Genomic DNA, 21,935 nt, shown 5'->3' with positions numbered 1-21,935 from the left:
ACTTTTTATCCATTATCTCTATGACAGTAAACACTAAAAAACTGTTTGCAATGGCCGCGCTTTCATTGTCAGCGGTCCAATCAACATTCGCACAGGGCGGTACCGTGGGTATCGATGCTGCCACATCTTCGCTTACCAGCTACGTAGACCCGATCTCGACGTTAATTCTCGCCATTGGCGCGGTCGTTGGCTTGATCGGGGGAATACGGGTTTACATCAAGTGGAACAGCGGAGATCAGGACATCAATAAAGAGTTGATGTCGTGGGGCGGTTCCTGCCTGTTCTTGGTACTCGTGTCGGTGGTCATCAAAGCGTTTTTCGGCGTATGACACAACAGCGTTATCCAATTTATAAGGGGCTGCAAAAGCCCCTTATTTACCGCGGTTTCAAGGGCAAGTTTATCTATTGGGGCATAGGCTCCCTTATCGGTGGTCTGGCCATCGGTGGACTTATCGGCGCATTGACCAACCTGTTCCTAGGCGGCTTCGCTACCCTTGCCCTGATGGGTGCAGGACTTGCCTACACATTCATGAAACAGGGTAAGGGTCTCTATGACAAAACCCACCACCGAGGCGCATTTATCCATCCCGTCCATTTATTGATCAGCTATGAAAAAAGAGAGAAAGACAGCCTTTGAAATGCCCTATGTGGGTATTGACCATTATCAAGGAATGTCCATACTGTACGGCGACCGTGGTGATTTTTCAGTCGTTATGCGACTGACCAATCCCGTCTTACAATATGGTGCCGATCCCGAAGCCTATACCGCTTTCCAACAGGTACTGCTGAATGTCATCAAGATACTCGGCGAGGGGCATATCATCCAAAAACACGATGTATTCATCAAACGGAAATACCGCGCTAAACCCGCTTCCGAGTTTTTGGAACAGAAATACCAGGAACATTTCAAGGGTCGGGAATATACCGAGATCAGAACTTATCTGACCGTGACCCGTCAGGTCAAAAAAGGGGCGTTCTATACCTATGACAAAAAAGTATTGGCCACGTTCGGGCAGAACATGGCCAAAGTCTATGACCTGCTTTCCGGTGCCGCACTTAACCCCGCATACCTTACGGAAGCGGAAATAAACCGTTTTGTAAACAGGGTGCTCGCAGTAGAATTTGAGCAGCCCCACATCACGTTGGATAATCTCCGTTGCGGAGATCGAGAGTTGCAGATCGGTGACCGGGCCGTTCGCTGTATCAGTATGGTCAACACCGATTCGGTTGACCTGCCCGAAAAGGTCGGATCGTTCACCGCCCGGACCGAAACACACGGTATGCGAGACTTTCCGGTGGACAACCTGTTTTTCCTGCACCATGTTCCCGGTTATCGCACCATTATCTATAACCAGCTATTGGAGATACCCAGCCAACAGATCACGCTCGGCAAACTTGAAGTAAAGCGTAAAAGGCATTCGAGCGTACCCGATCCGGCGAACCTCATGTGCGTGGAAGACATTGACCGTTTGCTGGTGGACGTGGCCCGTGATAACCAATTGTTGGTACACGCTCATTATTCTATGATCGTATGTGCCGATACGGACAGAATCGATAAGACGGCCAATTTCATTGAAGCCGCACTTTTCCAACAGGGGATCATTCCCTCGCGGAATAGCTACAACCAATTGGAGCTGTTCCGTTGTGCCCTACCGGGCAACGGCGTGGAACTGAAAAAGTACGACTGGTTCCTGACGACCGCCGATGCCGCCCTTTGTTTCTTTTTCAAGGAACGGCTGCCTACCGACGAGCCGTCGGAATTTCTGCTAAGGTTCACCGACCGTCAAGGGGTGCCCGTGGCGATTGACCCATCGGACCTCGTTATGAGGACAGGCCGTATAAAAAATCGCAATCGCTTCGTGTTAGGAGCATCAGGCACGGGTAAAAGTTATGCCATAAATACGATCGTCCAACAGTACCTGCAATACAACATGGACGTGGTGATCGTGGACGTGGGGCATTCCTATTCCGGTCTTTGCAGTACCTATGGGGGCAAGTACATCACCTATTCGGAAGAAAAGCCGATCACGATGAACCCCTTTGCGATCAACGAGGAAGAATACAACATCGAGAAAAAGGATTTCTTGATAACGCTGATCTGCCTGCTCTGGAAAGGTTCCGAGGGTACGGTGACCACCGTGGAGCGAGACGTAATTTCCAATGTCATTTCAGCCTATTATGCCCATCATTTCGATAAGGCCATCGAAGACCGAATAGACAAACTGGACTTTAATTCCTTTTATGAATTTGCCGTTCGGAAAATCCCCGATATAAGGAATGAAGAAAGCATTGCTTTTGACGTGGAGGAATTTCGGTTCGTGCTAAAGAAGTTTTATCGAGGGGGTGAATATGAAGCCATATTGAACGAGGAAGCCGACCAATCCCTGTTCAACGAGCAATTCATAGTCTATGAAATTGACAATATACAGAATAACAAGACGTTGCTGCCAATCGTGACATTGATAATCATGGATCTGTTCGTGCAGAAGATGCGCCACCGGAAGAACCGCCGAAAAACGCTGATCTTGGAAGAAGCATGGCGGGCCATTTCGTCGCCCATGATGGCGAATTTCCTTTTATACCTAAACAAGACCGTACGGAAGTTTTGGGGGGAAATCATCGAGGTGACACAGGAGATCAACGACATCATCGGCAACCCCATCATCAAGGACAGCATCATAAACAATTCGGACACCATCATCCTGCTGCAACAGAACGAAGCCGATTTTAGAAAGGTCGCCGAACTGCTCTCCATCAACGAAGCGGAGCAAAAAAAGATTTTCACGATCAACCGTCTGGACAACAAGGACGGACGTGCCCGTTTCAACGAGTTCTATATCCGTCGGGGAAATACGGGCGAAGTGTACGGTGTGGAGGTCAGCATTTACCACCACTTGGCTTTCACGACCGAAAAGCCCGAAAAAAGTGCCGTGGAGATTTACGCCAAACATTACGGCAGCTACCCAAAGGCCCTAACGGCGTTCGTGTCCGACATGGAAAAGAGCGGTCTTGCATTGGGCGATTTTGTGCAAAGGGTGAACGAGAACAACGCGCCCGTTGAAACACAAAGGGAATATTTTAAACCTGATTTTACATGAAACGATTTATTGCAATAACGATCCTATCCTTTGCTGTTTTTTACGCAAGAGGACAGATTTACATCGACCCCGCTGTGGCAGCCGCGACGGGCGTCCATGCCGGAGTAATGAACAGCCAGCTCAATAGCGTGAACAACAACCTAACACTAATCCAACGTGGACAGCTGGCCGTCACCGGCCAGCTCCTTATCGTGAACGATTTGCAGGATAAAATTTACAAGGGATTGAGTGAGGTATCGGGTGTTGTCCGCTCCCTGCTCACCGTAAAGGACATTGCCAATATTTCCCTTGACATCGTTAACGACGTGGAAAAGGCAATGAACATCGCAAGGGGAAATCCGGTACTGCTGTTATTTGCCGAAGCGGGCGCACGGGAATTTAAGACACGGGCGACCAACCTATCTGCCGAGGTCAGCGCCTTTGTACTGAAAGGTGGAAAAGATAACCTGATGGATGCGGGAGAAAGGGCCAAATTGCTCAACCGCATACGTACAGAATTGACCATCCTGCGGGGCGTAGCCTTTGGGATGCACAGAAGTATGTATTGGGCGAAACAACGCGGTATTCTTAACTCCCTCAACCCATACGCTGGTTTTATCAATATCGACAAACAGATTGCCGACGACATTATCCGTAATTCAAGACTGCTCAAACGATGAGATACGTAATCCTAACCCTATTGCTTTTGGTCATCGCCTTGACCAAAGCAAACGCGCAGCTCAACGTGGAACTGCTCCACCAATTGGTAGCACACAGTAAAGACGAATACGACCGCCAAATCACCGCACGGAACCGACAGGCGATAACCACGGCTAACGAGGAAGTAAACAAAGAAGAAACGGCAAAACTCAAAACCCGTTACCGAGAACTGCACAGCCGTTTTCAAGTTTTGGGAACGGCATTACAGGGGCTTAGCATGGGTCTGGAATCCGCGCCAATCGTAACCGAGATCATAAACCAACAAAAGAGGATTATAGGCATCGTTTCCGCACATCCCGAATTTCTATTGCTCGCCATCGATGCAGAAAAGGATATGGCAGAAAAAGCCGTGCAATTGGCACGCTACCTCACCGGACTTTTTATCAGTATCGGCGACCTCAACCAGATGAAAGCAAGTGATAGGAGAATACTCTACGGACACGTCCTGCAGGAGCTTCGGGCGTTAGCCGGAGCATCACGGGGGCTTGCGGTTACTATGTACTATTCAACACGCAAAAAGCTACTTGATTCACTAAATCCGTTTGCGGGTTACATCAATGAGGACAATCGTATAGTCGATAATATTCTAAGGCAATTGGAGGAATTTAAGCCATGAAGAAACAACTTATATCCATGCTGTTTATATGCTTTTCGACACTTGCCTTTGGACAAAGCTATGTAACCATTATCTATGATGCCAAACATCTTGCCATCGTAAACGAGAACGGTGCGATCAGATTGGCTTCTGAACAGACCCATAACAATATGCTGGGTAATATCCGAGGACGGATCGATGACATCAATGTTAACCTTTCTTCCGTGGTGCTGGTCCAAAACATGATCCACCGATCACTTACCGAAGTGGATCGGGCTTTGAAGTCCGGTCGCTCCGCGCTCCATATTTCAAGGCTCGTTCAGGACATTGCCACGCACAGCACAAAAATGCTGGAAACCGCCAAAGGAGAACCTTGGTTACTGCTCTTTGCCGAAGACGTTGCCCGACAGCTCAAAGACAGGGGAATAAACCTTGCTGCCGAAGTCTCCGATTTTGTTCTCCAAGAGGGAAAAAACGTATTGATGGACTACGAAAAAAGAGATCACCTCATGCGGAAAATCATTTTGGAACTAAAAGTTATACGGGCATTGGTATTCAGTATGGAAAGATCAATGTATTGGGCGAAAATCAACGGTGTACTGAAAATGGCAAACCCTTACCGCAATTTCATCAACATGGACAAACGCAAAGCGGACGAGATCATACGAAACTATTATCTAATCAAGGACTGAACATGAAAAGAATACTTATCACCGGCTTACTGCTGTACCTGTTTTCCATCACCGGAACGATGGCACAGAACGTAAAGCGACAGACCGACAAACATATCGTGCATCAACAGGAGCGCATGGTTCATAAGCAATGGGATCGAAAGAAGTTTACACCGACAAGTGGTTTTCTCGGTCTAAACTATCAATATTGGCTCACCTGGGCGTGGCATCCCAATTACCCCAAGACCGACCGCCGTCCGTTGAGCGGTGCAGGCCCGCAAACCCTGCGTATGGGTATGGTACTGGCCATGCAACAGACAGACGAAGCGTATAAAAAACACGCGGACACCATCCGAAATGTAGCGGTCACCGAAGCCCTTAATTATTCCGGTCTGGTCACAGATGCCGACCCCTTATGGTTACTTTATTACCGCAGGGAATTTGGAAATCTGATCGATGATACGGACACCGATCCGCTTGACGGACTTTCACCGGACGTCGGTGATTATTTGAGGAACAAAGGTCTATTGGAATGGTACAACGAAGAACGTGCGGAATTGAAAGAACGGTTGGGAGCTGCCCGAACGACCACGCTTGACCGTGGTAGCCGTATCATGGCCTACCACCGTTTGCTTGGGGAACACCGGAAACTACTGTCCGCATGGGAAGCAAAAAAGAACTATGCCGCAAAATTCCTTTTATTGGCCAAGAACCGTAACCGCCTGCAAAGTGATAACCCCGATCTGCCGGAGTTTGCAACGGATCGTTCCGATGTACAGATTGCAGAGGACATTCTAAAAAGAACCAAATAACGAAAAAGAAAATCACGATATGGACTTTATAAACATGACGGGGCTAATGCCCCGTTTTTTATTGCAGGGAAATCCTGTAAATGTGCCGGACTCTTTTAAAGACACGTTCAACTTTTTGCAAGGGAACGGTGTCTATGAGGAGGGTGTAATGCACTTCCTCAAAGGCATGAAAAACACGATATGGACGCACTTCGACACGTTCATAACCGATGCACAGGCACTTGCCGCCATTTTCATGCTCATATTCTTTGCCATCAAATCCTACGAAATGATGGCGGGCGACAAGAAAATGGAGATCATGCCATTATTACGCCCGTTCGGGCTGGTGATGGTCATCATCTGGTGGGGAACATTTACCCGCGTACTTGCGTATCCTACCGACATCGTTGCAGCCAAGACGGAAAGCCTGTTTGACAGCGGACAGATTGAAGTAAACAACCTGCGTCTGCAACGGGCAAAACTCATGGTGGACGTTGCCGATCAGCTGACCACGATACAGGCCGAAACCGAGGTTGCCGAAAAAGAAGCGGATACGTGGTACGGACAGGCTTGGGATGCGGTTACATCGACCGTAAAGGAGGGGTTTTCGACCGTATGGAATACGGTTACCCAGATCAGGAACAGGATGCAGGTAGGTTTTCAGCTATTGATGACCTATACATTGGAAACGTTGGCGGTTTGGATACTGCGTATCTGCGTTTACATTATATTCATTATCCAGATCATCTATTCGACCGTCTTAATCATATTGGGACCCTTTTCCGTCGCCGTAAGTATCTTGCCCGCCTTTAGGGATTCCTTTGGTACATGGATAGCCCGGTTTATCAGCGTAAACCTGTATTCGGGGATTGCCTATCTCGTCATGCACATAGCGAGCTTGTTTCAACAGTATGCGATGGAAGCCGAGATTACCCGGTATCAGCAACTCCTTGACAGCACGGGCGACACGATGGAGAAAATGGGCTGGTTTGCGGGCAACGGACTTTTAAGTTTTGGCATCGTCATCGTGACGTTTCTGATCGGAGGATTGACCATGTTAACCGTGCCGAGTATCAGCACATGGATCGTATCGACAAGTGGTATCACTTCGGCCGCAAGCACAATGGGGCGTGGAGCATCCAATATGGGCCGTACCGCAAGAAAGCTGATCGCCAAGTTTTAACCCCTTTAAACACTTCATTCTATGATAATAAAAAATATTGAAGCCAAGATCAGGCTTGCTACCTTTATTGCTGGGGCAAGTCTGATTGCCGCCATGCTCATGGTGATGACAGTATCTTTTTTTGCCTACAAACAGGTAGGCAATGCACGTAAATCCGTGTATATACTTGACGCTAACAACGTTCCCATGTCCGCAAGTCAAACCGATGTTGAAGTAAACAGACCCATCGAGTACCGTACACATATCAACCTTTTCCATTCACTATTTTTTACGCTCGCACCGGACGATAAATTCATCGAATACCAGATGCGAAAAGCCATGTACCTGATCGATGAATCCGGTGCATTGCAGTACAACAACCTGCGGGAAAAGGGATTTTTCAATTCCGTGCTATCGTCCAGCTCCGTGCTCACCATCCAGACCGATTCCATCCATGTCGATCCGGTGAAAAAGTATTTCCGCTACTATGGTAAACAGACCATAGATCGGCGTAGCTCGACGGTGATACGCACATTGGTCACGGAGGGCTATTTGCGAGACCTTGATGTGCGTACAGAGAACAATGGTCACGGTATATTGATAACCCGATGGAAAACGCTCGAAAACAAAGACATCAGCTATGTTCAAAAAAATAACTTCTAACCGCCCGCCCGACACAACGGTGTGGACAGCTTTTTACAGGGAGTTTGGCAAGTATATCGATGGAAGCATCGCACGTTCCAAACGGTTCCTTGAAGCCCGACCACGCACGGTATTTTTTGCAATGGTGGTAAGCATCCTCATTTCCGTTGGATGCTTTCTTTTTCTCCCAAAAGAAATACCGCAAAAAGACACCGTACAGCTTTCCGTACAACAACCTTTAATGGACGGAATGGGCGGTATTGTCACGACCGTTTCAGCTCTAAAGGAACTGCTGGAAATCCGTACCATCCTCGACAGTCTGATGGAAAAAGAAAACTTGGACAGCTCCGACAGCCTGCTAATGGAGCGTGCCATCGACAGGATGCAGATCCTTGAAAAGAGATTGGCCGAAGCAAACAAACACCACAATTCACCTTAATACAATCCAAATATGAAGATTAATTTCAGACAACCGCGCTATGTGCTACCCCTCATAGTGTTGCCCTTTCTATGCCTGTTCTTCTATGTCTATCGGACAGGTTTTGCAAAGGATGAAGCTCCCCAGCAAGAGGGCGATCCCTTGCAGGGGCAGATTGCCGATGTATCGGAGGACGTCAAGAACCGTGCGCTATCCGACAAACTTGCCGCCTATCGTGAGCAGTACCGCCGTGGTGACGGCTATACGGCAATAGGCCAGTTACAGGAAGAAAGAGCCGAACAATTCCGTTTTGATGAACTGTACAACGAAGAAGAAAAGCGAAGACTTGATTCCATCGAACGGGCGCTCAAAAACGGGCGACCTGTTTCCACTAATGGAGATTCGGGAAACGACGACGGGGACAGGAGCTTGCAACAGGCCCTTTCGTCATTACAGCGAAAACCCGAACCAATCAGAGAGACGCCGGATAAAACTGATCCAATGGAACTTTTCCGTAGGCAGATGGCTTATGCGGACAGTATGGCAAGAGCGAACGATCCCGACGAACAGGCAGCCCGCATGGAACGTGAACGCATGGAAGAAGCAAAAAGAGAAATCGAAAATCAGCCCCGCTTGTCTGTTTCCAAATACGGTACAGGTCAAGGAACGTTCAACACCATTCGCTCTGAAAGTGACAACACTTTCATACAAGCCATTATCGACGAAAACATAACAGGTTATGCCGATTCCCGCTTGCGAATACGGTTAATGGATGACCTATTGGTCGGCCCGCACGTGGTCAAGAAAGGCACGCACGTCTTTGCAAAAATTTCGGGTTTTTCGGGGCAACGGGTGCTGCTTACGATTACTTCCATCATGCAGGGGAACAATATATTGCCCGTCCGACTGGAAGTCTATGATAATGACGGCTCCCCCGGACTGTACGTGCCCGCTTCGGCATTTAGGGAGTTTAGCCGGGAGCTCGGCGGTAACACCACACAGGGAATTACCCTGCAACAACAGGCCGAGAACAATAGTCAGTTGGTCATGAGTGCCATTCAACGGATGTTCCAATCCACAACGACTGCCGTATCAAAACATATTCGGAAGAACAGGGCCAAACTGAAATACAATACGATGGTGTACCTCATCGATCCGCAGGCACTCCGCCAAAGCCAACAGAATTATAAATAGTAAAACCATTTAAGATTTCACCATGAAAAAGAAACATCATTTTCTAATCCTTTTCCTTTTGTGCTGTATCGGATATTCCGCCCATAGTCAACAAGCTACGGAAACCCGGTTAGGAGCACTTCCCGAACTTACTTTGCACCGCGGACATACGGTGCATATCCTTTCACCCGAACCCATCCAATACGTTGACATCGCTTCGCACCATGTATCCGGTGACCTACCCCTTGAAAATGTACTACGTCTCAAATTGCACGAGGATACCACGCAAACCGAACACCTCGATTACGAGCTTGGAACAGTTACCATTGTCGGCGATAACTTCGTGGCACAATACCGTCTGACGGCCCCATTGTGGATGAACGATGCGAGTATTCCGGCCATGCTCGAAATCAAACCGGAGTACACCCGTCCTTTGGAAATTTCGGAGATCGGGTTGAGCCGTAGCCAGATGAAAAACCTTGCACTTGGTCTGCTTACAAAAAACATTCACCGTCCGATACGAAGCATAAGGGATTACGGTGTAGGCATTGCGCTTAATGGTATCAGCACATTGGGCGATTATATCTTTCTTGACGTATCGTTTACCAATACATCAAACCTTTCTTACAATGTAGACGAACTCCGATTTTTCATTGAAGATAAGAAGATCACCAAAGCAACTAACGTGCAGACCGTTGAAATCAAACCCCTATGGCAATACCAGCCCCTTGCCGAATTTAAGAAAAGACACCGTAACGTGTTCGTGCTGAAAAAGGCAACTTTTCCCGGAAGTAAGGTACTCCGGGTAACGCTTACCGAAAAACAGATTTCAGGCCGTACAATAAACCTAAAGATAAAGTACGGAGATATATTGAAAGCCGACACCTTTTAGGTCGGCTTTATCTAACCTCTAATAACAGATACTTATGGAAGACCGCCGTATGGCAGACTTCCAGCCTTTGAAAATCAATTATTATGGAAGAAACCAAAGAGCAACAGGGGCTTTACCGTTCCCTGCAATTTGGCATATACCTGTCCGTTGTCCTTGAAGTCTTTTTGTTTTTCTATGTAGACAGGTTTTTCTTGACGGGAACAGCCCCTAACAGTTGGCTACTGTTTGCGGAAAGACTTTCGAGAGTGCCATTCTATGACGAATTGATAAACAGCAAGCTCTTTACACTTGTGTTGATCTGTCTGGTCTCCGTCGGAACATTGAGCCGAAAGAAAAAAGACCTCAATCCTAAAACCCAGATCGTATATCCTTTGGCATTGGGGATGCTTATCCTTTTTTCAGGCTTATGGTTGCAAGGGCGTGAAGCCGCGCCTATATGGGGACAAGTTAATTGGTATGACCTCGCTTATGTCACGAGTGCTTTTGCCGGAGCCATTTTGGTACACGTGGCAATGGACAATGTGTCTAAGATTATCAGCTCCAATCTGGGTAAGGATCGCTGGAACGTCGAAGAAGAATCCTTTATGCAACCAACTAAACCTGTGATAAATCCGTACTCGATCAACATCCCGACACTGTTCTATTATAAAGGGAAAGTCCGCAAAGGTTTTCTATCCATCGAAAACATTTTTAGGGGCCTAATTCTGTGCGGAGTTCCGGGAAGTGGAAAATCGTTTGGGGTCATTGCGCCAATCATCCGCCAAATGTTGGCCAATTCTTTCACGTTAGCACTTTATGATCTGAAATACCCTGATCTTGGTAAGATAGCCTATTACCATTATCTGCTTGCCAAGCAGAACGGTCGTTGCAGGGATTACCGTTTCCATGTTATCAATCTCAACGATCCCGCAAAGAGCAGACGGGTAAACCCTTTGAAAAGGGTTTATCTCAATACGCTTGCCGATGCTTCGGAAACAGCCGAAGCACTTGTTGAAGCCTTGAAAAAAGGAGACAAAAGCGGTGGTAGTGACCAATTTTTTACGCAGTCCGCCATCAATTTCCTTGCCGCCTGTATCTTCTTTTTCAGCAGGTATAAAGATGGGCGTTATTCCAGCCTGCCCCATGTGCTTGCCTTTCTTAACCTGTCGTATGAACAGATTTTTACGGTGCTGTTCAGCAACGGAGAGCTTAGTTCCCTTTTATCGCCATTCATGTCCGCCTACAAAGCAAAGGCATTCGACCAGTTGGAGGGGCAGGTTGGAACGCTCAAAATCTTTATCAGCCGAATGGCCACCAAAGAAACGTTTTGGGTTTTCGGTGCGGATGATTTTGAGCTTCAAGTCAGTAACCCCAAGCACCCCGGTGTTTTGGTGCTCGCCAATGACCCCCGTACCCAGAGCATTAACTCCGCTTGCCTGTCGGTGGTACTTAATCGGGTTACGAAACTTATCAATACGAAAGGCAATTTACCTATCGGTTTAGTGGTGGATGAGGCCCCAAGCCTTTATATTCACCGTGTTGACCTATTGGTGGCACAGAGCAGATCCAATTTTTCTGGGGTCGTTTTGGGGCTTCAGGAGTTGCCTATGTTACGCCAACAATACGGCAAGGAAACAGCGGAGGTCATCACGTCCATCATGGGCAATGTACTGTCCGGTTCGGTCAGGAGCAAAGAAACTTTGGAGTGGTTGGAGCGCCTGTTTGGTAAAGTCAAACAGACGGGGGAAAGTCTAAGTATAGACCGTACGAGAACCTCGCTATCCTTGAATGAAAAACTCGAACCGTTGATTCCTGCCGGAAAGATAGCATCGCTAAAAGCTGGTGAAATTGTTGGCATCCTTGCCCGTGATACGGTAGACACCTATACGGGCAAATACCAGACTTCGGCGGTTAATTGCCGTGTCAATCTGGACATGGAAGCCATCAAAAAAGAAGAAGCGAATTATCGGGAACTACCGACCTATTATGACTTCGGTGATCGAAAAGAAGAAATCCTATTGGACAATTTTTTCCGCATCAACAGAGAAGTTGAGGAAATAGTTGAACAGTTTATTCCTGTCCAAGACAATGTTCAAATTCCCGTACCAACCGAGACGACGGAATACAACAAAAGAAAATAGTCAATCGACTTTTTAAGGGAGTTAACTCCTACAAATCACAACATTATGAACAACACTCGACGTTCTGCATATCTGCGGATTAGATTTTTTTTCGGTTGGTTGGTGCTTGTTCCCTTTATGCTTTGTGGACAAGACATAGATTACAGTCCACCATTAGACAAGCTAAAGGTCACATCGCCATTCGGATACCGTATCCACCCGATCAGCGGTAAGGCTTCACACCACAGCGGTGTTGACTTTGCCGCCCGTTCCGATCCTGTATTTAACGTGCTTAATGGTTATGTCAAAGCAACAGGAAGACATAAAGCACTCGGCAAGTACATACGAATAGTACACGGCGAAGTAGAAACCATTTACGGACACCTTTCCCATATACTCGTTTCATCGGGTGATACGGTAATAGCGGGGCAACCTATCGCTATCACCGGAAGCACGGGCAGGGTGACAGGAGAACACCTGCATTTTTCGGTGAAATTCAACGGTAAATTCCTTGACCCCTTGAAATTCCTACGCAGGTTAAGAGAACAATTAGACCAATCCTTAAACATGGAATAATATGGACTATCATTTAAGATCACTGCAACAAAAACTAAGTGTCCTGGCCAGTGGTGAAGACATTGGTCTGACCCCAGCGGAAGCCGCCATTTATGGCGTGGAATACGCAGACGAATGGCCAGATGACGAATCCCCGGAGGTGGATGAAGATGAGCAGTAAAAATTCTAAATCCCTGCATGAAATAGTTGCGGAGAATATCATCAAGAAACTCGAACAGGGTACAGCCCCGTGGCAGAAGCCGTGGAATAGCAATAGCCCAGCTTTTGAATTACCATATAATGCAATCACGGGAAACCGATACAAGGGTATCAACAGCCTATCACTATTATCGGCCGATCGTGAAGACCCGCGTTGGATGACGTTCAACCAAGCATCTGCAAAAGGTTGGAACGTAAGAAAGGGAGAAAAAGCAACCCTGATCCAGTTTGTCAAGACCCATGAACTTGTTTCCAAAAGAGACGAACAGGGCAAACCAATTTTGGATGAGCAGGGTAAGCCCGTAAAAGCTAAAGTAGGTCTGGACAGGGCAATTATCACCACTGCTTGGGTGTTCAATGCGGAACAAATTAATGGCATCGAACCTTTGGTGAAATCCGAAGCAAAGCAATTCCAATGGGATTCTATCCAAAGAGCAGAAAACATCATTCAGGCTTCGGGAGCAGATATAACCCACAAAACAGGTAACCGAGCGTATTACAGTCCGGCACTCGACAGTATCACCATGCCTTTGCGTGAACAATTCGATGCACCAGATAAGTATTATTCCACCGTGCTCCATGAGCTCGGTCACTGGACGGGCCATAAAGACCGTCTGGACAGAAGCATGGTTGACAGTTTTGGAACAGAGGGCTATGCCCGCGAAGAACTTCGTGCTGAAATCGCTTCGATGCTTATCGGTCAGGAACTCAACATTGGCCATGATCCCGGCCAGCACATTGCCTACGTGGACAGTTGGATACAGATATTACGTGACACACCTTTTGAAATACACGCTGCCGCCGCCGATGCGGAAAAAATTCTGAATTATCTATTGGCATTTGAGCAAAAAAGAGAGATCAAGGCCGCTAATGTTCAGACCGTAGCCCAGAGCGAGGCAGGACCACAAAGGGCAAAAGAAGCCAGCCTGTCTATAGGCGATGAAATTGCCTATAACAATACTGTGTACAAAGTGCAAGGTCATTTGAAACGTGGACGCATGCGTGTGGAAGACCTATCGACGGGAAATACATTTTCGCTATCGAAAACAGATCGACTATATGGTTCACTGCTCCACGCCAAACAACATCCCGATGTTGTCAAGGTAAGTGAAGACCTGCACCGCCCGGTACATGCCGAAATGGAGGCTGTTGCCGCCTATGGCATCAGAAGATAAAAATTATAAAACTTAACAAATAATTACATCATGAAATACCCTATCAACGAAAACGAAATGCCCCTAAATGAACTTGAAAAATTGGGGCTTTACAAAGATGGAGGGTTCAGCATAAGTCCGGAGAATATCGATGCACTGCTTGCAGGGAGAAGAACCGATATGTTGAGCATGGCAGGTCTGAACATCGACGGGTTTGCCATCCGTCAATTGGATGCAAAGTTATCCCTTAGCCGAAATACAGATGGCACGGTACAGCTAAACATACATCCTATATATCGTGAACCGCAATGGCATCCATTGTTAAGCGATGACGAGGGAAAAGCCCTGATCGCAGGAGAAAAGCACGTGGTAAGCAAGGAACAGGAGATTGACGGAAACAAAAAGAAGAAAGTCATCATTGAATATGACGACTTGACAAGGGAGTTTGTGGCGTATGAACCCGACGAAGTGCAAGCCCCCATCCGAGTAAATGGCGAAGAACTTTCGGAAAAGCAACAGGAGGCTTTCCGTAACGGTGAAGTAGTGGAACTCAAAGACGGAACCAAAATCCAACATTCGGCAACAGACAATAAGGGTATCCGTTCAGACCGGAAACGGCTTATCTTATCCGTGCTATTAGACGGTGGTATATCTTACTTAGTTTTCCGAGGTATCAATAACCTAAAAGGTAGGATTGAACCGCAGAGCGAGGGATATAGCGAGGGATATAACCGCGCATTGACCGACATGATGATGGCCGATAAAAAAGAAAAACACGGTAACGAGAAAACCGTTCAAGACCTTGTGCAAAATCTTCGTGATAAACAGGAAAGTAGAGGTTACGGACGTACCGTTTCGAGGTAATGGTATTTCTCGGATTAAAGCCCGAAGTACGGAACTTCTTTGCACCTAATATCCACGTGGTCGAGGATAAAATTCTGTTTCCTTATACATTGGAAAATCAGATTATAGCCCAAGAGCATTGGAGTGAAAATGGTGTCCGTATTCCGGTCTGTAAAGGTATGTGGTTGGTGACGGACGGCTTGCCTGTATCCGTCACCCATCTTTTTATCGGTCATTCTGCAAGCGATATATTGTGCTTTTGCCATTATTACCCTAATTGGGTTAATTCACCTTGTTTGAGCGCATTTGTTTCATTGGGTTTGTTGCCATCCAAACAACAGTTTACGTGGCTAAAATCCCTTTTCCCAAACGCTAAAATACATACGGTATTCGATGGGGGAATAAGTGGCCGTGTAGCCGACTGTAAAGTAGCGACGTGGCAACTTGGTAAGAACGCAAGGTTTAGTCTTGTTGATGACCACGGAGAGTTTTACTGCAACAAAAAGAAGTATCGTATTCCGGTCAGTATTTTTTCATTGAACCGTTTTGAAAAATTATCGGGTATCCGTGCAGGTATCAGAACCCATAAACCAAAAGCACCATTTGAAACGTTCTATCAATCTTTTACAAACATGGGCTAATCTAAACCAGTCCATCCAAACCCCTGATCCTTTATTGGGTCAGGGGTTTTTATTTTCATTTTATTTAGAGCCTAGATCTTATAAAATCTTGTAGATGATTTAGAAATAATTAGGAGGTTACTAAAAAAATCTTTCAATTTTAAGCTTCATCGTAATGATATTTATTTAATTTTTGTATATTTTTGCGTAAAATACAAATAATTTTGACTAGCAAAGAATTGAACAGAATTAGAATCGTATTAGCAGAGGTGAATAAAAGGAATAAATGGCTTGCAGATACATTGGGTAAAAACCAAGCAACTGTTTCTCAATGGTGTAATAATGCAAGACAGCCCTCTGTCGAAACACTTTTTGATATAGCAAGGGTTCTTGATGTCAATGTAAGAAGCCTATTAGTATCAACAAAAAATGATGAATAAAGATAACGAATGCATTTTCGACTTGTAAAGGGATATTGCATGAAAAATAAAAACATACAAACCGATTAATTTGGGTATGAAACAAATAAACCGAGACTTGCATAATCAAAAAAAATTAAAGGCTGTAGACTTTTTTTGCTCTGGCGGGGGGATGAGTTATGGTATGCAAAATGTGGGAATAAAAATTCTCGCAGGTATAGACGTTGATGAGAGCTGTATGGAAACTTATAAAGCCAATATCCGAGAAGCTGAATTTATCCATGCTGATGTGTTTGAATTGAAAGAAACTGAATTGCAAAACAGGTTGTCATTAAAGAAAAATGATGATGAACTTGTACTCATCGGCTGTAGTCCCTGTCAATTTTGGAGTATTATATACACAGATAAAAAGAAGTCGAAGAAATCCAAAAACCTGCTGAAAGAGTTTAGACGTTTCGTAGAGTATTTTAACCCGGGATATGTTGTAGTGGAAAATGTACCAGGAGTTCTTAGGAAGAAAAGAGCTAGCGGATTGGCAGGATTTGTAAGGTGGTTGAAGACAAATGGATACAAAGTCCATTTTGATGTTCACGAAGTAAGTGAGTACGGTGTTCCGCAACACAGGAAAAGGTTTACATTAATAGCTAACAGAGTCACTACTCAGGAAATTATGCCCATTCCAATAACAGGCAAGAAAGTGACAGTTAGGGATGTTATCGGTGAGCACAATGGATTCCCGAAAGTTTCACATGGCCATAAAGATAACACCGACTTCTTACATACTGTTGCGGGACTAAAAAAAATAAATTTGGATCGACTTGCAATTACGCCCAAAAATGGAGGAACGAGACTAGCTTATGTAAATAATGAGCGATTGGTTCCAAAATGTCACAAAGGGAAAACGGATGGTTTTAAAGATGTATATGGTCGAATGTGGTGGGACAAACCATCTCCTACAATAACAACAAAGTTTTTTAGCTTATCAAACGGGAGATTCGGGCACCCAGAAGAAGATAGAGCTATTTCTTTGAGAGAAGGAGCGGTTTTGCAATCTTTTCCTAAAAGTTACATATTTAAGTCAACGAGCATTGCGAATACCGCGAGGATGATTGGCAATGCTGTTCCACCTAAATATGCGTCTGCAATTGGTAAAGCAATAATTCAAAACCACAAAAATGCAGTTTAGAACCAAAGCTAGAGCCGTTGACTTATTAGGGAAAGGGCAAATTGCCGATTTACCAACCGCTATCACAGAACTTTGGAAGAACGGTTATGATGCGTACGCTGATAATCTATCAGCAGAGTTATTCAAAAAAGATTTCAATGGTTTAGAAAGTAATTATTTTATTGTATCAGATGACGGAAAAGGAATGTCTAATTCGGATATTCTTGATAAATGGTTAGTTTTAGGTACTGATTCAAAATCGAGGGCTGAACAGGATGTTGAATCAGAAAACACCTTATGGAAGCGACCTCGTATTAAAGCGGGAGAAAAAGGTATTGGTCGGCTATCAATAGCCTATCTAGGTAATCCGATGTTCATGCTTACTAAAAAGATCGGATATCCTTTGCAGGCCGTGTATTTTGACTGGAGGTTATTGGAGAACTATAATTTATTTTTAGATGATATTATTATCCCTATAAAATCAATTGAGAGTTTAGAAACGATTGAAGAATCTTTCGCTAGTCTTAAAATTTCATTTCTAAAAAACTTCGATAAAGAAAAAGATTTAGATAATAGGCCTATTTGGGAAGCCAAACAAATTGAGTTAAAATCGGAAATTATAACAGACAGTCAAAATGCTAAACTTGAACAACCGATTCTAGACAAGCTAAAAAAATTTTATATTGAAGAAAATAGTCACGGTACGATATTCTTAACATTCAATCCGATTGATCAGATAATTGACTTGTCTGATAAAGATGAAGATGGATTAGAGGATCGCAAATTCGTTATTTCCAGCCTTACAGCTTTTACAAATCCTTTTAAGGATTTAAACTTTAGTATAAACAATACCTTTATAATCAATGCTAAACAGGAAGCTTTTGACTTGTTAGATTCAAGAGGCAATTTCTTTAATAAATCTGATTTTGATCTGGCAGACGTATATATCAAGGGTGAATTTGACGGTAACGGAACATTTCAAGGAGTTATCAGAATATATGACGAAATAATTGATTATTCCTACACGAATCCACGTAAAAAAGATAAAAGAAGTTTTTATGGAAAAATTCCTTTGGAGTTGGGTTACTCCCAAGGAGAAGAAAAATCCTCTACACTAACTGAAAATCAATTCAATGCCTTGAAAGCTAAAGTTAGTGAATATGGCGGTTTATATATTTTTAGAGATAACTTTAGGGTTTTGCCTTATGGTCGTGAAAATGCCGACTTTTTAGGATTTGAAGAAAGACGTTCCAAAAGGGCAGGGACAGCTTATTTTTCTTACAGAAGAATGTATGGCTATCTTGACATAACCAGACAACGAAATGAAAATCTTAAAGATAAGTCTAGCAGGGAAGGCTTAATAAATAATGCCCAATACAGGGCGTTCACTAGCGATGCCATCAATTTTTTCAAAGCATTGGCTCTAGATTATTTTGCAACAGAAGCAAAAAAATCTTTGTTTTTAGATAAAAAGAAGCAATTGAATGACGAGTTCGAAGCACTCAAAGCAGATCGAGCTCGAGAAAAAGCTGATAAGATAGCATTTACTAAATCATTAAATGATTACCCTAAAAGACTGGAAGAACATCAGAGCAAATATGAAAATTTGCTTAACGCCTTGGATGAAAAACTTGCAGGGATAAATGTTGCATATTCAGAAGTCGAAGGACTTTTAGATGAACTTCAAAAAATGGACATTGAGCTTAGAAATTTAATTCCCAAAGTTCCTAAGCGCTATAGGCCAACAGAAACCCAGAAAGAAAGATTATACAAGTTTGAAAATCGATTGAATAATTATATTGAGCAAGTGTCTCCTAAAAGAGAACAATTAAATAAAAAAGCGCAAGATAAGTTAGAAATTCGAGATTTAAAGATCGATTTTACAAAAAAATACAACAGCTACATTTCTTCTTTAGAAAAAGCACTCAACGATTATAGACAACAGCTTGATGATAAATTTTCTTTTTTATCAAAAAATTATAGAGAAAGGTCAAGAAGATTAATTAGTGCTCTTTCAGAAAATAAAGAAAGAATTATTGGAGGTATAGTTTCTAAAGAGCAAGTACGTCAGTTTACTGATGAAATTGAAAAGCAATATAATAATTTATTTGAAGAGGCTGGAAAAACATTGTTTCCGCTAGTAGACCATATTAAACGTCTGTCTTTTGATATTGATGAGGAGCAAGTGCAAGGTGCTTACAAAGCTCAATACGAGCAAATGAAATATCAGTGGGAACAGACACGGGATACAGCACAATTAGGGATTGCAGTTGAGATTATCGATCATGAATTTAATCAGTTATATGCAAAAATCAATAACCAACTAGGTGTTTTGAGTGAGAATAACATGATTAATTCTATTAAGGAGTTTAGTTTTTTAGAAAAAAACTTCAAACAATTAGAAGATAAATATGCTTTACTATCACCCTTGTACAGAATATCTGGGGCTTTGGCGAAAGATGTCTCTTGTAATACCATTTATAATTATTTACTTGAATTTTTCGAAAATCAGATCGAAGAATATAATATTGGCTTCGATGTGTCAGAATCTTTCAAAAAACATTCAATAACTATTAAAGAGCCAGTAATTCATACGGTTTTCATAAATATTATTAACAATGCTATTTATTGGATGCGTAATAAGGAGCAAAGGACAATAAAACTGGACTATTTGTCAGATACAAATGAAATTGTTGTTGCCAACTCTGGCGAAAAAATACCCGATTACCGATTAACTAATATCTTCGAACTCTTTTATTCACAACGTCCAAATGGAAGAGGGATTGGCTTATACCTATCAAAACAGAGTTTAAACGAATCCGGATTGGATATTTACGCGACCAATGATAAAAAGTATAATTCTTTAAACGGAGCTTGCTTCGTTATCAACCAAATAACCGTCGGAAATGTATAGTCAAAAAGCAATTGATATATTGAATTCATCAATTAATTCTGCTGTATTTATTGATGAAAAGGCAAAAGATTTCTTTTCTGAAACTCCCATAAACACACAGGTGGTCGAAGAAAAGCTATCTGTTGATTTGTTTAAAACTTTTAAAAAGAATGGGAAAAGTTTAGTAGTCCATAAGTTTGAAAAAGACGATTTGACCGATACTGCGCTAATAAACTATTTGTTTTCTGGAAAAGATTTGATCCTATTAGACTGGGAGTTAGATAATGACGATGGTCAGCAATACTCTTTAGAACTACTTTCTAAATCAATAGAAATACCTTATATAAATTTTTGTTGTATATATTCGAGATCAAAAAATTTCGATAATATACCAATTTATCTAACAGCCTATTTCTCTGGCTTACAAGATGAAGATGCTGAAACCATTAAGGATACTTATTCGTATATCACTATTGAAGATATTGAAAGCTTTTATAAAAATCCGAGCAATAGTATTGATACTTTTTTCGATGAAAATCAAATCTCTGTTGAAGATTTTCCGATTGAAAGATTTAGAAATAAGCCTAAGGAAACTATACTTGACTTAATAAGAATATCTCTCAATAAAGAAGTATATTTTTTTCAAGATGGATCTGTAATTAATCATGAGGTCATCTATTCTGGAGCTAATTCTTTCATAATAAATAACACATTTGTGTTAGCTATTAAAAAGGAAAACGACGACTCTGATTATAAGCATTTAATTCAGAGAATCTCTAATGAAATCATAAAAAGTAATAGTAGTTTTTTTCAGCTACTTGGCTTAGAGATGCAATCTATTTTCAATGCGAACGAACGTTTCATTGACGAAACAATATTGAAATCTTCGACAGAAGCACTATTCCAATTTAGGAACCATATAAAAGATGATAAAACTTTTGGTATAGTTATCAAAAAGCTATTACTTGAGCAAGCTACTTTGAAGTTGAGAACTGCTAAACTCAAACTACTTGATTCTGAATTTTTAAAAAATAAAAGTGATGAGATAAAGGAAGTTGCTACTAAAGAAGATTTATTTCAATTAAATGTTTTTTATAATTCAGTGACTGTAAAAGGCATAACCCCTGAAGATATTCCGAATTTAAATTTCGGAGATGTATTCAAAGATGTTAATGACAATTATTATTTATGCATTACTGCATTATGTGATTGTTATTATCCGAACAAAATAGAGTCAAATTATTATTTCGCTAAGGGGAAAGAGTTTCCTGATTTAGAGACTGCGTTGAGGTTAGGGGATACAGCATTTCTCAGTTTTCTTCCTAATAATAAGGTTGTTCATTGGGGGGATACAGAGATTGTAAAAAAAGATAAAATCAAAAAACTAGATGATGAATCAGAAGAACAGTTTAGTTGTAGAAAGTTGGAAGCAGAGTTGAAAGCATACAAAGGTTTTTTATATAAACCTTTTTACATCAAACCTAAAGTTTATAATGTTGAGAGTAACAAACTTGTTGACAACACAATAAGAATTTGGGATATTACAAACAAGATGTCCAAAACTGGCGCTGAACAGAATCTCAATTATATCAATGTCGAGTACATTACAACATTGAGAAGTGACTATGCTCAGAGAATAGCGAATCATGCGTTTGGTCATCCATCTAGAGTTGGCGTTGACTTTGTGAAAATAATATAAAGCTTTGAAAAACGTTACAAATGTGTTACGGAGCAAAATTTCACGATTCCAAAAATTGTTCATATATTGCTTCTGCAAGTCGGAAACGACGATTTTGCACCGTGTAAAAAGGTACAGGCCGAAAGTCT

General features: G+C 42.9%; 22 protein-coding genes. All 22 read left to right on the top strand.

What is annotated here, in order from left to right; translation table 11 throughout:
* The first annotated feature begins 20 nt into the window (after positions 1-20).
* Complete coding sequence (locus LKO28_RS02205; RefSeq protein ID WP_227692939.1) at positions 21-329, top strand: DUF4134 domain-containing protein; 309 nt, start codon at positions 21-23, stop codon at positions 327-329.
* Entirely contained in the window at positions 326-637 is a 312-nt protein-coding gene (locus LKO28_RS02200; protein ID WP_227692933.1) for a DUF4133 domain-containing protein, read from the top strand. The genes LKO28_RS02205 and LKO28_RS02200 overlap by 4 nt, the downstream gene beginning before the upstream one ends.
* Entirely contained in the window at positions 609-3,098 is a 2,490-nt protein-coding gene (locus LKO28_RS02195) for a TraG family conjugative transposon ATPase (protein WP_227692931.1), read from the top strand. Before LKO28_RS02200 ends, LKO28_RS02195 begins: the two co-directional genes overlap by 29 nt.
* On the top strand, positions 3,095-3,757 hold the full coding sequence (locus LKO28_RS02190; protein ID WP_227692929.1) for a hypothetical protein: 663 nt from the start codon (positions 3,095-3,097) through the stop codon (positions 3,755-3,757). The genes LKO28_RS02195 and LKO28_RS02190 overlap by 4 nt, the downstream gene beginning before the upstream one ends.
* Positions 3,754-4,413, top strand: coding sequence for a hypothetical protein (locus LKO28_RS02185; protein WP_227692927.1), 660 nt, complete (start codon positions 3,754-3,756; stop codon positions 4,411-4,413). Before LKO28_RS02190 ends, LKO28_RS02185 begins: the two co-directional genes overlap by 4 nt.
* Positions 4,410-5,084: a hypothetical protein gene (locus tag LKO28_RS02180; RefSeq protein WP_227692920.1), complete on the top strand. Its 675-nt coding sequence runs from the start codon at positions 4,410-4,412 to the stop codon at positions 5,082-5,084. The genes LKO28_RS02185 and LKO28_RS02180 overlap by 4 nt, the downstream gene beginning before the upstream one ends.
* Positions 5,085-5,086: 2 nt before the next feature.
* Positions 5,087-5,875 (top strand): hypothetical protein, encoded by a 789-nt coding sequence (locus tag LKO28_RS02175; RefSeq protein WP_227692918.1) that lies wholly within the window; start codon positions 5,087-5,089, stop codon positions 5,873-5,875.
* Positions 5,876-5,894: 19 nt separating this feature from the next.
* Complete coding sequence (locus LKO28_RS02170) at positions 5,895-7,037, top strand: plasmid transfer protein (RefSeq protein WP_227692917.1); 1,143 nt, start codon at positions 5,895-5,897, stop codon at positions 7,035-7,037.
* A 21-nt stretch (positions 7,038-7,058) separates the two neighbouring features.
* On the top strand, positions 7,059-7,679 hold the full coding sequence (traK, locus tag LKO28_RS02165; protein WP_227692915.1) for a conjugative transposon protein TraK: 621 nt from the start codon (positions 7,059-7,061) through the stop codon (positions 7,677-7,679).
* A complete protein-coding gene (locus LKO28_RS02160) occupies positions 7,657-8,097 on the top strand; it encodes a hypothetical protein (RefSeq protein WP_227692909.1) in 441 nt (146 codons plus the stop codon). Before traK ends, LKO28_RS02160 begins: the two co-directional genes overlap by 23 nt.
* Positions 8,098-8,109: 12 nt before the next feature.
* On the top strand, positions 8,110-9,270 hold the full coding sequence (gene traM / locus LKO28_RS02155; RefSeq protein WP_227692908.1) for a conjugative transposon protein TraM: 1,161 nt from the start codon (positions 8,110-8,112) through the stop codon (positions 9,268-9,270).
* A gap of 22 nt (positions 9,271-9,292) precedes the next feature.
* Entirely contained in the window at positions 9,293-10,141 is an 849-nt protein-coding gene (traN, locus tag LKO28_RS02150; RefSeq protein WP_227692906.1) for a conjugative transposon protein TraN, read from the top strand.
* 83 nt (positions 10,142-10,224) lie between these two features.
* Complete coding sequence (locus LKO28_RS02145; protein WP_227692904.1) at positions 10,225-12,261, top strand: type IV secretory system conjugative DNA transfer family protein; 2,037 nt, start codon at positions 10,225-10,227, stop codon at positions 12,259-12,261.
* Positions 12,262-12,306: 45 nt separating this feature from the next.
* On the top strand, positions 12,307-12,816 hold the full coding sequence (locus LKO28_RS02140) for a M23 family metallopeptidase (protein ID WP_227692902.1): 510 nt from the start codon (positions 12,307-12,309) through the stop codon (positions 12,814-12,816).
* A 1-nt stretch (position 12,817) separates the two neighbouring features.
* Complete coding sequence (locus LKO28_RS02135; RefSeq protein ID WP_003005492.1) at positions 12,818-12,976, top strand: hypothetical protein; 159 nt, start codon at positions 12,818-12,820, stop codon at positions 12,974-12,976.
* Positions 12,966-14,189 (top strand): ArdC family protein, encoded by a 1,224-nt coding sequence (locus LKO28_RS02130; protein ID WP_227692900.1) that lies wholly within the window; start codon positions 12,966-12,968, stop codon positions 14,187-14,189. The genes LKO28_RS02135 and LKO28_RS02130 overlap by 11 nt, the downstream gene beginning before the upstream one ends.
* A gap of 30 nt (positions 14,190-14,219) precedes the next feature.
* On the top strand, positions 14,220-15,032 hold the full coding sequence (locus tag LKO28_RS02125; protein ID WP_227692893.1) for a DUF4099 domain-containing protein: 813 nt from the start codon (positions 14,220-14,222) through the stop codon (positions 15,030-15,032).
* Positions 15,032-15,652, top strand: a complete 621-nt coding sequence (locus LKO28_RS02120; protein WP_227692891.1) for a hypothetical protein — start codon at positions 15,032-15,034, stop codon at positions 15,650-15,652. Before LKO28_RS02125 ends, LKO28_RS02120 begins: the two co-directional genes overlap by 1 nt.
* Before the next feature lie 203 nt (positions 15,653-15,855).
* Positions 15,856-16,071 carry a helix-turn-helix transcriptional regulator gene (locus tag LKO28_RS02115; protein ID WP_227692889.1) on the top strand — a complete coding sequence of 72 codons (216 nt, stop codon included), beginning with the start codon at positions 15,856-15,858 and terminating at the stop codon, positions 16,069-16,071.
* 76 nt (positions 16,072-16,147) lie between these two features.
* Positions 16,148-17,236, top strand: a complete 1,089-nt coding sequence (locus LKO28_RS02110) for a DNA cytosine methyltransferase (protein WP_227692888.1) — start codon at positions 16,148-16,150, stop codon at positions 17,234-17,236.
* Complete coding sequence (locus LKO28_RS02105; protein ID WP_227692886.1) at positions 17,226-20,129, top strand: ATP-binding protein; 2,904 nt, start codon at positions 17,226-17,228, stop codon at positions 20,127-20,129. The genes LKO28_RS02110 and LKO28_RS02105 overlap by 11 nt, the downstream gene beginning before the upstream one ends.
* Positions 20,122-21,807 (top strand): response regulator receiver domain, encoded by a 1,686-nt coding sequence (locus LKO28_RS02100; protein ID WP_227692884.1) that lies wholly within the window; start codon positions 20,122-20,124, stop codon positions 21,805-21,807. Before LKO28_RS02105 ends, LKO28_RS02100 begins: the two co-directional genes overlap by 8 nt.
* The last annotated feature ends 128 nt before the right edge of the window (positions 21,808-21,935 follow it).

The sequence above is a fragment of the Sphingobacterium sp. FBM7-1 genome, assembly GCF_020687765.1.
Taxonomy (GTDB): Bacteria; Bacteroidota; Bacteroidia; order Sphingobacteriales; family Sphingobacteriaceae; genus Sphingobacterium.
This window is presented reverse-complemented; position numbering and strand designations above follow the sequence as displayed.